The sequence below is a fragment of the Streptomyces sp. SD15 genome, from assembly GCF_054462255.1.
In genome coordinates, this window is the sequence record NZ_JBTLMO010000027.1 from 39016 (window position 1) to 52472 (window position 13457).

At 71.1% G+C, this 13457-nt stretch carries 7 protein-coding genes; 4 read left to right on the forward strand and 3 right to left on the reverse strand.

The window, feature by feature from the left end; all coding sequences use genetic code 11:
- Positions 1 to 30 precede the first annotated feature (30 nt).
- Together ACX28W_RS25405 and gabT are read right to left on the reverse strand one after the other, a co-directional pair.
- Entirely contained in the window at positions 31 to 822 is a 792-nt protein-coding gene (locus ACX28W_RS25405; RefSeq protein ID WP_459001748.1) for a phosphatase PAP2 family protein, read from the reverse strand.
- A 199-nt stretch (positions 823 to 1021) separates the two neighbouring features.
- Positions 1022 to 2356, reverse strand: a complete 1335-nt coding sequence (gene gabT, locus ACX28W_RS25410; RefSeq protein ID WP_459001670.1) for a 4-aminobutyrate--2-oxoglutarate transaminase — start codon at positions 2354 to 2356, stop codon at positions 1022 to 1024.
- Between the two features lie 300 nt (positions 2357 to 2656).
- Here gabT and ACX28W_RS25415 point away from each other — a divergent pair, with 300 nt between their 5' ends.
- From ACX28W_RS25415 to ACX28W_RS25425, 3 genes are all read left to right on the forward strand, one after another.
- Positions 2657 to 4792, forward strand: coding sequence for an ATP-binding protein (locus ACX28W_RS25415; protein WP_459001671.1), 2136 nt, complete (start codon positions 2657 to 2659; stop codon positions 4790 to 4792).
- 133 nt (positions 4793 to 4925) lie between these two features.
- Complete coding sequence (locus tag ACX28W_RS25420; protein WP_459001673.1) at positions 4926 to 6584, forward strand: PucR family transcriptional regulator; 1659 nt, start codon at positions 4926 to 4928, stop codon at positions 6582 to 6584.
- Positions 6585 to 6948: 364 nt separating this feature from the next.
- Complete coding sequence (locus ACX28W_RS25425) at positions 6949 to 8394, forward strand: aldehyde dehydrogenase family protein (protein ID WP_459001675.1); 1446 nt, start codon at positions 6949 to 6951, stop codon at positions 8392 to 8394.
- A 142-nt stretch (positions 8395 to 8536) separates the two neighbouring features.
- Here ACX28W_RS25425 and ACX28W_RS25430 read toward each other — a convergent pair whose 3' ends face one another.
- The gene (locus tag ACX28W_RS25430) at positions 8537 to 11410 is read right to left on the reverse strand and encodes a glycoside hydrolase family 3 C-terminal domain-containing protein (RefSeq protein ID WP_459001676.1); all 2874 of its coding nucleotides are present in this window, start codon (positions 11408 to 11410) and stop codon (positions 8537 to 8539) included.
- Between the two features lie 362 nt (positions 11411 to 11772).
- On the opposite strand from ACX28W_RS25430, the gene ACX28W_RS25435 reads away from it, so the two are divergent.
- Positions 11773 to 13455, forward strand: a complete 1683-nt coding sequence (locus ACX28W_RS25435; protein ID WP_459001678.1) for a type 2 periplasmic-binding domain-containing protein — start codon at positions 11773 to 11775, stop codon at positions 13453 to 13455.
- The last annotated feature ends 2 nt before the right edge of the window (positions 13456 to 13457 follow it).

Genomic DNA, 13457 nt, shown 5'->3' on the forward strand with positions numbered 1-13457 from the left:
GTGCGGCCGACGGCCCGATGACCTGGTCGGTCAGCCGCTTCGATCGCCGATCCGGCTGAGCGAGAGCCGCAGCGCGAGCAGCAGCACCGCACTCAGACACCAGCTCGCCACCACGTCCAGCGGCCAGTGGTAGCCGCGGCGGACCAGACCGATCGCCACCAGGGTGTTGAGAGCGAGACATGTGATCACCAGGGCACGGCGTGCGTACGTCCTGCGCAGCCAGGGCAGCAGGAGCAGGGTCGCGGAGCCGTAGGAGATGGCGGCGGTGGCGGTGTGGCCCGAGGGGTAGAAGCCGGTGCCCGGGCCCATGACGGGTGGGCCGGGACGGGCGACCAGTTCTTTCAGAGGCACGATCAATGCCGGTACGACCGCCATCAGCACCGCCGCGGCGACCGACGGCAGCCACCAGCGATCCCACCCGGCCCTGCGGGCCCGCCACGCCACATACCCGAGCGCGACGGCCAGGATCGGCACCGCGACAAAGACACTGCCCAGGTCGGAGAGGAGTTCGGAGCCGCGACCGGGCCGGACGACGCTGTCACTGAGACGTTCATCCGCGCGGGCGAGGGGGCCGTGGGCCGCGACCTGCCAGGTGATCAGCGCGAAGAGCAGGGCCGGAAGGCCGAGGAGGAAGGTCGGCCGCCCCGGAACAGGGGGGGGAGTTCCGAGGCGGCCGTCCAGATCGGGTCGTCGCGCGCCCCGGGGGGTTTGGGGCGAGCGACTGTCCGATCGGTGAGGAGATCCGGAGCCGGAAGCTCCGGGTGTGTGCGCGAGGGCACGACCAGGGCGAAGCTGGGGAGGCCTCGACCCGGTGTCGCCCACAGTCCCCTGTGGGCGGGGTGTATCTCTCATCTGGGTAGAACCTACGGCAGGGGGTCCGGGTCCGACAGGCGGAATCGCGTCCCGTCATGCACCCCGCACACGTTCTTCACACGCTCTGACGCCCGTGACCTTACCGCCCAAACCAAGCGGAATCCGGCACGAGGAGCAGCCGGATTCCGCTGGTGGGGCGGGTGGGACGTCAGATACGGGCGAAGGCCTGCTCGATGATGTCGAGGCCCTCGTTCAGCAGGTCCTCGCCGATGACCAGCGGGGGCAGGAAGCGGAGGACGTTGCCGTAGGTGCCACAGGTCAGGACCAGCAGGCCCTCCTGGTGGCAGGCCTTGGCGAGCGCGCCGGCCGCCTCCGCGTTCGGCTCCTTGGTGGCGCGGTCCTTGACCAGCTCGATGGCGATCATGCCGCCACGGCCGCGGATGTCGCCGATGATGTCGAACTTCTCGGCCATGGCGCCCAGGCGGGCCTTCATGACCGCCTCGATGTTCTTCGCCTTGGCGTTGAGGTCGAGCTCCTTCATCGTCTCGATCGCGCCGAGCGCACCGGCGCAGGCCACCGGGTTGCCGCCGTAGGTGCCGCCCAGGCCGCCCGCGTGCGCGGCGTCCATGATCTCGGCGCGACCGGTGACGGCGGCGAGCGGGAGGCCGCCCGCGATGCCCTTGGCGGTGGTGATCAGGTCCGGGACGATGCCCTCGTCCTCGCACGCGAACCACTGGCCGGTGCGGCAGAAGCCCGACTGGATCTCGTCGGCGACGAAGACGATGCCGTTGTCGGACGCGAACTTGCTGATGGCCGGAAGGAAGCCCTTCGCGGGCTCGATGAAGCCGCCCTCGCCGAGCACCGGCTCGATGATGATCGCGGCGACGTTGTCGGCGCCGATCTGCTTGTTGATCATGTCGATCGCCTGGGCCGAGGCCTCGGCGCCGGCGTTCTCGGGGCCGGTCAGCCAGCGGTAGCCGTACGCCACCGGCACGCGGTAGACCTCGGGCGCGAACGGCCCGAAGCCGTGCTTGTAGGGCATGTTCTTCGCGGTCAGCGCCATCGTGAGGTTCGTCCGGCCGTGGTAGCCGTGGTCGAAGACGACGACGGCCTGGCGCTTGGTGTACGCGCGGGCGATCTTGACGGCGTTCTCGACGGCCTCGGCGCCCGAGTTGAACAGGGCGCTCTTCTTCGCGTGGTCGCCCGGGGTCAGCTCGGCCAGCGCCTCGGCGACGGCGACGTAACCCTCGTACGGCGTGACCATGAAACAGGTGTGGGTGAAGTCCTGGAGCTGGGCGGAGGCCCGGCGTACGACGGCCTCGGCGCTCGCACCGACCGACGTCACGGCGATGCCCGAGCCGAAGTCGATCAGGCGGTTGCCGTCGACGTCCTCGATGATGCCGCCGCCGGCGCGGGTGGTGAAGACGGGGAGCACCGAGCCCACACCGGCCGCGACCGCGGCGGTGCGTCGGGCCTGCAGCTCCTGCGACTTCGGGCCGGGGATGGCGGTGACGACGCGACGCTCCTGCGGAAGTGCGGTCATGAGGGGCTCCCTGATGGTCTTGCGAACCCGGCGGTCCCCGGCGGTCGGGGGCGCGCTGGGCGGGGGTGTTTTCGGACGCTTGCTTTCTTTCTTCGCAGGCTAGGGCCGAGGGTGGGGGGTGGGCATGCTCCATGTGGGCGTTGTCGGAGGATTCGCTTGTCCGTGGTGGATAGAGAGAGCCGAGGGTGGCGGTTCTCCCGTTCGCCGCGGGCCCGGCCCGGTAAACGGTGAACTCGCCCCGCAGGGGCACTAGATTGACTCGCGGACGAAGCACGGAGCGGCTGGTCAGGGGGCAGGGCGATGGACAGCGACGGGACGCAGGACGCGCAGGGCACGCATGCCCGTCCGGTGCCGCGTCCGGCGGGGCCGCCGGACGTACCGGCGATGCCACCCCGGCCGACACGGGCGCCGGGCGCTCCACCGTTGCCGGACGGGTCCGCCTTCCTGGCGTGGGTGCGGGCGCCCCGGCCGGAGGCGGCGCCGGGGGTGTGGCGCTTCGGGTACCGGCCCCGCCCGGCGGAGGAGCCGGAGCAGATCCCGACACGGCAGCTGCTGAGCGGAGCGGTGATCGCCTTCCTGGTGGGGTGGCTGATCTGGTCGCTGCTCTGGAACGGATACCTGGGCGGCTGGTGGGTCCTGCCGCTCGACGCGATGACGGCCTCCTGGACGTCATCCAACTCGTACGCTCGTGTGGTTTTCGGCTATGCGTGGTACGTCATCGTCGCGCTTGTGATCATGATCAGTCTCGGACGCCTCGGCCGTTGGAGTGAGGTCTGGCGGCGCTACGGGCTGCCCGCGTGGCGCCGCGCCGCTCCCGTGCACGAGCGGCCGCCCACGCCCGAGGAAGACCCCGCCCAGTGGAACCAGCTGCGCGCCGCCGGAGCCACCGACGCCGCCGACCGGCTCGCCACCGAGGCCCACGCCGGGCTCATGCGCGATGTCGACCACGCCCGGATCGCGCGCGCCTGGCAGGGCGTACGGAGTGGCCGGCACAGCCTCGCCACGTTCACCGGGGCCGTACTCAAGGACGGCGCCGCCGCCTGCCTGCACCCCTCCGGGGAGCGCGACCTGCCCGGGCGGCTCGCCCGTCATGACCTGGTGACGGGTCAGGTGCGGCTGGGCACGACCGCCGACGACCCGCGCAACCCGTACGCCTATCGCGGCACCGGACTGGCCCTCGCCCCCGAACTGCTGGGGACCTCGCTGCTCGCCATCGGCCCGGCCGGGTCCGGCAAGACCGCCGGTGTCGTCTGGCCGCTCGCCGAGTCGCTGTGCCTGCACGCGCTCGCCGGACGGGCCGCCGTGGTCGTGGTGGGCGCCGCGGGCGCAGGGCTAGGGCCCGTCGACGCCTACGACGTCGTCGTACGGATCGGGAACCCCGAGTCCGTGTACGACCTCGACCTGTACGGCGGGACCACCGACCCCGACGAGGCCGCGGCGGTGCTCGCCGAGGCACTGGTCGGAGATCTCGCCGACCCGCACCCCGGCGGCGACAGCCGCCGCTCGACGACGGTGCTCGCTCAGCTGCTCGGCCCGTTCCGTGCCGTCCACGGGCGCTTCCCCTCCGTGCCCGAGCTGCGACAGCTCCTCGATGGTTCTCCTGGATCGCTCGGGGCGCTGCGCAAGGCCCTGGAGGACAGCGGACAGGAGTCGCTGCTGCGAGAACTCGACGCGCGGGAGCGGCAGATGGGGCATCCCGGGGATGTGGGGGGTGTGCTCGCGGACCGTGTCGCGCTGCTCGACCGGCCCGCCTTCGCCACGTTTTTCGAGAGCACAGCCTTCCAGACCTCCGGCCAATCGCGGCCCTTCTCGCTGCGCGCGCTCGACCATCCGGTGCGGGTACGGATCGATCTGCCCGCGCGGGGGCACGCCGATGCCTCGCGGATCCTGGCGCGGCTGGTGCTCGCGCAGTTCACGGCGAGTGTCGCGGTGCGGGAGGACCGTTCGCTGTTCGCCTGCCTCGTGCTGGACGACGCGACCGGGGTGGTCACGCCCGAGGCGGTACGGGGGATCCAGCGGCTGCGGTCGGGCAACGCCGGGGCCGTACTGACGCTGCGCACACTCGACGACGCGCCGCGGCCGCTGCGCGGCCCGCTGCTGGGCGCCATCGGCTGCCGCATGGCGCTGTCCGGGCTCACCCCCTGGGACGGACAGGACTTCGCCGAGGTGTGGGGCAAGGAGTGGATCGAGGCGCGGGACGTCACCGACCGGCAGATCATCGCCGAGACCCCGGCCGGCAAGGCGGTGCACATGCTGCGGCGGGTGATCACCGGGAACGCGCCCACCGCGCGGGCCGTCACCGTGCGGCAGGTCGAGCGGGAGCGGTGGTCCGCGTCCGAGCTGGCGCACGCGGTGCCGCCCGGGCACGCGGTGCTCTCGCTCACCAGCGTGCGGGGCGAGCACGCGCCGCCGTTGCTGGTGGATCTACGGGGCTGACCAGGACGTCTGGACATAGGGTCACCGGCTGACCGTACGGTGAGGCAGAATCGACATAGGTCGTTCATACGTTGCGGCCAAAAGATCACCCCGCCCGCGACCGTCGAAGATCCTGTGAAGACCTGAAGGCCCCATGCCCCCTACGCTCGCCTCGCTCGTCCATCACTCCGCGCTCAAACTGACCGTGCGGGCGGGCGAGGACCGTCTGGACGTGCCCGTTCGCTGGGCCCACGCCAGCGAGCTCGCCGACCCCGTGCCGTACATGGAGGGCGGGGAACTGCTGCTGATCACCGCGCTCAAGCTGGACGCGGAGGATCCGGACGTCATGCGGCGCTATGTGAAACGGCTGGTGGGAGCGGGGGTCGTCGGGCTCGGGTTCGCCGTCGGGGTCAACTACCAGGAGATCCCCAAGGCCCTCGTGGACGCCGCGGAAGAGGAGGGGCTGCCGCTGCTCGAGGTCCCTCGGCGCACGCCCTTCCTGGCCATCAGCAAGGCGGTGTCGGCCGCGATCGCCGCCGATCAGTACCGGGCGGTCACCGCAGGGTTCGCCGCGCAGCGCGAGCTGACCAAGCAGGCGCTGAGCGATGGGCCCGAGGGGCTGCTCGCCGCGCTCGCCGGACAGGTCGACGGGTGGGCCGCGTTGTACGACGCGTCCGGCGCCGTCGTCGCCACCGCGCCCGAGTGGGCGGGGCGGCGGGCCACCCGGCTCACTCCGGACGTGGAGCGGCTGCGGGAGCGGCCCGCGCCCGCGAGTTCGGTGGTGGGCGGTGAGGACCGCGTCGAGTTGCACTCCCTCGGGACCGGGCGGCGGCCCCGTGCCGCGCTCGCCGTCGGCACGGCCGCCGCGCTGGGCACCGCCGAGCGGTACGCCGTGCACTCGGCGATCGCGCTGCTGACGCTCACCACGGAGCGGTCGCGGTCACTGCACGCCGCCGAGCAGCGGATCGGGGCGGCGGTGCTGCGCATGCTGCTCGCCGGGCAGCCCGATCACGCGCGGACCGTTGCCGGGGACCTGTACGGGGAGCTGCTCGACGCGCCCTTCCGACTGATCCTCGCCGAGTCGGCGTCCGCGTCGGCCGCGCGGGCGCACGCCGACGGGCACGCGCGCGTGGCGGCCGCGAAGCCGTCGAAGGCCCCCGTCGCGGTGCCGGACACGAACGGCGATCCGCTCGGTGGGCTCGCCGAGATCGTGGAGTCCGCCGCCGCCCGCTCCGGGGAGTCCGTGCTCATCGTGCCCGACGGGGAGCGGCTGGTCGTGCTCGCCGTGGACGGGGGTGCGGCGGTGGCCGCGTGCGGAGAGCACGCCGTCGCTCTGGACGCCGCGCGGACCGTGGCGCGGGAGCAGCCGGTGGGCGACGAGGACGAGTTGGTGGTGGGGCTGTCGGCTCCGGCCGGTCCGATCGCTGCCGCCGCCGCGTACAAGCAGGCCGAGCAGGCGCTGTCCGTCGCCCGGCGACGGGGGCGGTCGCTGGTCGAGCACGAGGAGCTTGCTGCGGGGTCGGTGCTGCCGTTGCTCGCGGATGATGCGGTGCGGGCGTTCGCGGACGGGTTGCTGCGGGCGTTGCACGACCATGACGCGACCGGGCGGGGGGATCTGGTGGCCTCGTTGCGGGCCTGGTTGTCCCGGCACGGGCAGTGGGACGCCGCGGCGGCGGATCTGGGTGTGCACCGGCATACGCTGCGGTATCGGATGCGGCGGGTGGAGGAGATCCTCGGGCGGTCGCTGGATGATCCGGATGTGCGGATGGAACTGTGGCTGGCGCTGAAGACGACGGCTGCGGTGGGGGAGTAGGTGTGGGTTTTCGCCCCCGCCGCCCCTACCCGTCCCCTCCCGTTCCTGGGGGCTCCGCCCCCAGACCCCCGTTCGGCCTGGACGGCCTCGTCCTCAAACGCCGGACGGGCTCGATGGCGGGGATCCAGGGGGCGCAGCGCCCCTGGTGGGGGTTTGGGGGCGGAGCCCCCAAGGGTGGGACGGGTAGGGGCGGCGGGGGCGAGAACCCTACGGTCCGCGGCACCGTGCGACCGTGCCAAAGCGGCGCACCGGGCACCACGACTGCTACGCGCCGGACAAACGACCTCCCGCCGCCCCGGCCCTACCGTGGACCACGGACCATGAAAGCCAAGGACACACCAACCTCGGAAGGGCCGGGACTCACATGACTTCCACCCACGCCTTCTGGCTCGCCGGCCGCCAGGCCACCGGTGAGACCACCTTCGATGTCACCTCGCCGTGGGACGGACGGGTCGTCGGGCAGGTCAGCGTGCCGACCGAGGAACAGGTCGAGGAGGCGGTGGCCGCCGCGTACGCCGTACGCGACGAGTTCGCCGCCACCCCCGCCCACGTACGCGCCGCCGCCCTCGACCATGTGTACCGTCGCCTCGTCGAGCGCACCGAGGAGATCGCGCAGCTCATCTCCGCCGAGAACGGCAAGCCGATCAAGTGGGCACGCGGCGAGGTGGGCCGCGCGATGTCGGTGTTCCGGTTCGCGGCGGAGGAGGCGCGGAGGTTCAACGGGGGCGAGGCGCAGCGACTCGACACCGACCTCGGCGGTCAGGGCCGGCTCGCGCTGACCCGCCGCTTCCCGAAGGGCGTCGTGCTGGGCATCGCACCCTTCAACTTCCCGCTCAACCTGTGCGCCCACAAGATCGCCCCGGCCATCGCCGCCGGCGCGCCGATCATCCTGAAGCCGGCGCCCGCGACCCCGCTGTCGGGCCTGATCATCGGTGAGCTGCTCGCCGAGACGGACCTGCCCGCCGGTTCCTGGTCCATCCTTCCGGTCTCCAACGACCGTATGCCTGCCCTCGTCCAGGACGAGCGGCTGCCCGTCATCTCCTTCACCGGGTCCGAGAAGGTCGGTTACGCGATCATGGACTCGGTGCCCCGCAAGCACTGCACCCTGGAGCTGGGCGGCAACGGAGCCGCCGTCGTCCTCGGCGACTACGCGAGCGACGCCGACCTGGACTGGGCGGCCACCCGCATCGCCACCTTCTCCAACTACCAGGGCGGGCAGTCCTGCATCTCCGTGCAGCGGGTGATCGCGGATGCCTCCGTGTACGACCGGCTGCTGCCGCGCATCGTCGCCGCCGTCGAGGCCCAGGTCGCCGGTGACCCCTCCGACGAGACGACGGACGTCGGCCCGCTGGTCAGCGAGGACGCCGCCCGGCGCGTCGAGTCGTGGGTCGAGGAGGCCGTGAACTCCGGCGCCACGCTGCTCACGGGCGGCAAGCGCGACGGTGCCGCGTACGCGCCGACCGTGCTCGCCGACGTACCGGCCGAGGCGACGATCTCCCGCGAGGAGGTCTTCGGGCCGGTTCTCACCGTGCGGAAGGTGGAGGGGGAGGCCGAGGCCTTCGCCGCCGTCAACGACTCCAAGTACGGGCTGCAGGCCGGTGTGTTCACGCACGACCTGCAGAGCGCCTTCCGCGCGCACCGTGCGCTGGAGGTCGGCGGTGTGGTGGTCGGCGACGTGCCGTCCTACCGCGCCGACCAGATGCCGTACGGCGGTGTGAAGCAGTCCGGTGTCGGTCGCGAGGGCGTGAAGTTCGCGATGGACGACTACACGTACGAGCGGGTGCTGGTGCTGACGGGGCTCGCGCTCTGAGCAGGCGGTACCGCGCCGGACGTAGCTAACGACAATCGTTTTCAGATAAGGTCTGAGTGTGTGCCGGGTCCGCCCGGCGTGCAGGGGCCCGGCACCGATGCCTTCCGGTGCCGGGCCCCTGTCGGTCGACCTGTCCGGACCCTCAACCGGAGAAGTCGACCCGCGCGAGCCGCAGTGGGCCGCGCAGTCTGAGGTGTACGTCATGGACATCCGCGGCGACGAGCGGGGCGCCGACGGTCGTGTAGGCGTACGGGCCCTTTGTCGGGCTCAGGGGCAGGGTCGCGAGCGACGGGCCGCCGTCCAGGGACACTTCGACGATTCCCTCGCCCGATGCCTCGATGGTGATGTGCGTGACGCCGCTCGCGAAGTCGCAGTCGCGGTAGAGGAGTTCGCCCGCCAGTTCGCCCGCCGGTTCGTTCGCCGCGTCGGCCGTCGGTGTCACCGCGTCGCCCGCCGTCTTCGTGCGGTCGACGATCTCGGTGTTGTGCTGCTCATCGAAGTCGGCCGCGTTCAGGCCCAGTTCGCGGACGGGGCGGGGCGTGGCGGGCTCGCCGTCGACGTCGATCGTGGTGCGCAGGCGGATGTCCTCGCTCGAGGCGCCCACGAGGAGTTCGTACGCGCCCGGCTCGAGGCGGCGGCGGCCGTGCGCCACGTCCCAGAACTCCAGGGTGGTGAGGGGGAGTTCGAAGGCCACGTGCGTCGAGGCGCCCGGGGTGAGATGGAAGCGGCGGTGTGCCGACAGTTCACGGCGGGGGCGCGGCACCGACGGGTGCACGGCCCGCGTGTAGAGCTGGGCCACCTCGTCGGCGGGGGCCTCGCCCGTGTTGGTGACGGTGAAGGAGACCTTCAACCCGGCGTCCGACGCGGTGACTTCGAGATCCTCGTACGCGAAGGATGTGTAGGACAGGCCGTGTCCGAACGGGAACAGGGGCGTGCCCTCGAAGTACAGATACGTCTGGCGGCTGCCGATCACGTCGTAGTCGAGGAGGTCGGGCAGGTCCGCGTCGGAGGCGTACCAGGTCTGCGGGAGGCGGCCCGCGGGGGAGACGTCGCCGGCCAGGACGCGGGCCAGGGCGGTGCCTGCCGCCTGGCCGCCGTGGGCGGTCCAGAGGGCGGCCGGGAGGTCGGTGGGGTCCACCGCGTAGGGGTACGCGGAGACCAGGGCCAGGGTGGTCCGCGGGTTCGCGGCCCGCGCCGCGCGGAGCAGGCGCTCCTGGTGGGCGGGGAGCCGGAGGGTGGTGCGGTCCTCCGTCTCGCGGCCGTTGATGTGCGGGTCGTTGCCCGCGACGACCAGGACGACATCGGCGGCGGCCGCCGCGCGGGCCACCGCGTCCTCACCGCGCTCGGTGAACTCGAGCTCGAAAATCTCCGGGGCCTCGTCGGCAACCTTTACGCCGTCGGCGGCAACAGAGATGTGCCTGCCCGTCCCTACGTGCCTCAGGAGGTGGCCGTTGTCATGGGAATCGGATGGTTCGAGGCGGAATGTCTCCTGGACCACCCAGCCGCCCGGCTGATCGGCGGACGCGCGGACGTAGCCGTCGTCGGCGACCGAGAGATACCGGCCGTCGGGCGCGCGCAGGGTCAGGATGCCCTCGCCCCAGTCGATCAGCGCGAACTCGGTGCCGGTGCCGGTGGCGTCGGCGGTGAGGGGCGGGAGGTCCGTGCGGCCCGCGAGCAGCGCCGGGTCCAGGGCGCCCTCGGCGCCGCGCACCTTGTCGGGCGCGTCGTCCGCGGCGGGGACGGACAGGTGGGCGCCGGACGACGTCCGCAGGCGTACCCGGTCCACGCCCTCGGCGAAGTCGACGTACTCGGCGCCGAAGCGCTCGTACAGGCCCTCCAGTGGTGTGGACCGGTGGATGAGGGTGCCGCTGTACCAGTCGAGCTTGCACTCGTCGGCGAGCAGGCCGACGACGGCGATGCGCGTGCCCTCGGAGAGCGGCAGCAGGCCGTCGTTCTTGAGGAGGACGATCGCCTGCTCGGCCGTCTCGCGCGCGAGGGCGCGGTGGGCCGGCGTGTCGAAGTCCTTCGCTTCGGCGTACGGGTCCGACTGCGCGTCGAACTCGCCCAGTCGGAAGCGGATCGCGAGCTGGCGCCGGACCGCCGCGTCGATGTCGGCCTCGCTCAGCAGGCCCTGGTCGAGGGCGCCCCGGACGAGTTCGACGATCTTCGAGCTGTCCGGGCCGTGGTCGGTGAAGCTGTCCACCCCGGCGAGGATCGCGGCGGCGGTCGCCTCCTCGTGGGTGTCGAAGTAGTGCTCGGAGTCGACCAGGTTGGAGGGCGCGCCCGCGTCCGAGCAGACCAGGAGTTCCTGGTCGGTCCAGGTGCGCAGGTGCTCGCGGAGATACGGCGACACATGGTTGGGGCGGCCGTTGACCAGGTTGTACGCGGGCATCACCCCGGCCACCGCGCCCGCCTGGACACTCTCGCGGAAGGCACGCAGGTCGTACTCGTGCAGGACGCGCGGACGGACGGAGGAGGAGGTGGTGTCGCGGTCCGTCTCGTTGTTGTGGGCGAGCCAGTGCTTGAGGACGGGGGCGGTGCGCCAGTAGTCGGGGTGGTCGCCGCGCAGACCCCGGGTGTACGCCGTCGCGATCGCCGAGGTCAGCTTCGGGTCCTCCGAGTAGCCCTCCTCGTTACGGCCCCACAGGGGGTGGCGCAGCAGGTTGACCGTGGGGGACCAGACGTTGAGGCCCACGCGGTCGTCGCGGGCGCGCATGGCGCGGGTCTCGGTCGAGACCGCTTCGCCGACGCGGCGTACGAGGTCGTCGTTCCAGGTCGCGCCGAGGCCCACGGCCTGGGGGAAGACCGTCGCCGGGCCCATCCAGGCCACGCCGTGCAGCGCTTCCTGCCCGGTGCGGAAGGCGGCCACCCCGAGCCGCTCCACGGCGGGCGCGAACTGGTGCAGGAACGCGATGCGTTCGTCGAGCGTGAGCCGCGCCAGCAGGTCGTCGATGCGCTTCGCGAACGGCAGCTGCTGATCACGGAAAGGCGGCGTAGGCGGCGTTTGTGCGGTCACGTGGTGATCCCTTTGAGGCGGAGCGACGGGGTCCTTTCGAAGCGCTTCGATGCTCAGTCGCCCGGGGGGTGGGTGTCAAGACACCCAGACGCAACAACTCCGTTTCCTCACCGGCATTTCAAGCGCCCGATAAGGGTTGTCCAGTCCTCCACACCACCGAGGAATCTTGGAATCGGCTCTTGTGCACCCCCAGGTGTTCACTTAACCTCGCAGCAACATCGAAGCGCTTCGACTGGCGGGACTGCCCTCAAGGGGGGCCGCAGTCCACCGAGGACCGCTTCAGCTCAGCCAGTTCCACTCAAGACACCGCAGCCGACGGCCGAACCGCCGGGTGTCCTGGTGCGCCATGAAGGGTTGACGCAATGACGCCGAACTCCGCCACCTCCGCTCCCAGCCGGAGAAGCTTCCTCGCCTCCACGGCGGTCGCCGCCGCAGCGGTCGCCGGCGGGATGCCGCTGCTCGCCGCCTGCGGCGGCTCCGACAGCGGCTCCAAGGGGGGCACGACCTCGGGCAAGGGCGCGCAGAAGATCCTTCCCGCCTTCGTGGCGCAGAACGTGGTGACGCCGGACATCGCGGCGAAGAACGGCTCCTCCATCGGCTTCACCAGCCAGCTTTCGCTCGCCGACCTGAAGACCTCAGTGCCTCAGAAACTCGGTAAAGGCAGCACCATCAAGATCATGTCACCGTTCTGGGGCTCGCCGCCGAAGAGCAGCAACCCCTACTACTCGGCGATGAACGCGAAGATCGGCGCCAACATCGTCTGGCAGAACCAGGACGGCAACACGTACGACCAGAAGTTGGGCGCGGTCCTCGCCTCCAGCGACATGCCGGACGTCGTGGTAATCCCCAGTTGGAACATGGGGGGCAAGATACCCAGCGCCATCATCAGCAAGATGGCCGACCTCGGCCCGTACCTGTCCGGCGACAAGATCAAGAACTACCCGAACCTCGCGGCCATCCCCAGTGACGCCTGGCAGTACTCCATCTTCGGCGGCAAGCTGCGCGGCCTGCCCCAGCCCGCCCCCACCGTCACGGGCATCGTGCCCTTCTATCGCAAGGACGTCTTCGACGAGAAGGGGTACGAACTCCCCACCTCCGCCGACGAGTTCCTGGCCCTCGCCAAGGAGATCACCAACGCCAAGGCGAAGGTGTGGGCCTGCGACGACATGAAGTGGACGGCCTTCGGCGTCTTCGGCGTGCTCTCCGGAAGCGAGAAGCCGCTCGGCTGGAACCTCGTCGACGGCAAGCTGATCTACCGCGTCGAGACCGACGAGTACCTCGAAGCGCTGGAGTGGACGCGCAAGCTGTACGCCGCGGGTGTCGTCCACCCCGATGCCAAGGTGAAGAACCAGGGCAACTCGGGCCAGCGCTTCACCGACGGCGAGATTCTGATGTACAACCAGAACATCTCGGACTGGTGGGGCAAGATGGCCGAGCAGGCCGCCCAGAACAAGAAATTCCGCATCGCGGGCATGGACATCTTCGGCCACGACGGGGGTGATCCCCAGTTGTGGTCCGGATCGCCCGCGGGCATCTTCGCCTTCATCAACAAGAAGGCGTCGAAGGCCGTGATCCACGACGTGCTGGCCGCCGCGAACGTCACCGCCGCCCCGTACGGCACCAAGGAGTACATGCTCACCAACTACGGGGTGGAGGGCACGCACTACACCGTCAAGGACGGTACGCCGGTCAAGACCGACCAGGGCAACCTGGAGGTCGTGAACGCCTACGTCATGGTCGCCAGCCCCGCCGCGACCATCGCGCACCCCGACTTCCCGGACATTGCCAAGGAACAGGTGGAGTGGCAGCAGCGGATGGGCGCCTTCACCAAGAGGTCCTCCTTCTGGGGCCTCCAGATCACTGAGCCGGCCCGCTACACCAACCTCTCCAACGACTTCGAGGATCTGGAGGACGACGTCGTCCGCGGCCGCAAGAAGATCAGCGACATGCAGCAGGCGGTGTCGGACTGGAAGAGCCAGGGCGGCGACAAGCTGCGGGACTGGTACAAGAAACTGCTGGACGACAGCGGATCCGCGCAGGGGTGACG

Bases quoted from the DNA above. Each gene is read 5' to 3' on its own strand.
- gabT (WP_459001670.1), bottom strand. From the start codon at position 2,356: ATGACCGCACTTCCGCAGGAGCGTCGCGTCGTCACCGCCATCCCCGGC.
- ACX28W_RS25415 (WP_459001671.1), top strand. From the start codon at position 2,657: ATGGACAGCGACGGGACGCAGGACGCGCAGGGCACGCATGCCCGTCCG.
- ACX28W_RS25420 (WP_459001673.1), top strand. From the start codon at position 4,926: ATGCCCCCTACGCTCGCCTCGCTCGTCCATCACTCCGCGCTCAAACTG.
- ACX28W_RS25425 (WP_459001675.1), top strand. From the start codon at position 6,949: ATGACTTCCACCCACGCCTTCTGGCTCGCCGGCCGCCAGGCCACCGGT.
- ACX28W_RS25435 (WP_459001678.1), top strand. From the start codon at position 11,773: ATGACGCCGAACTCCGCCACCTCCGCTCCCAGCCGGAGAAGCTTCCTC.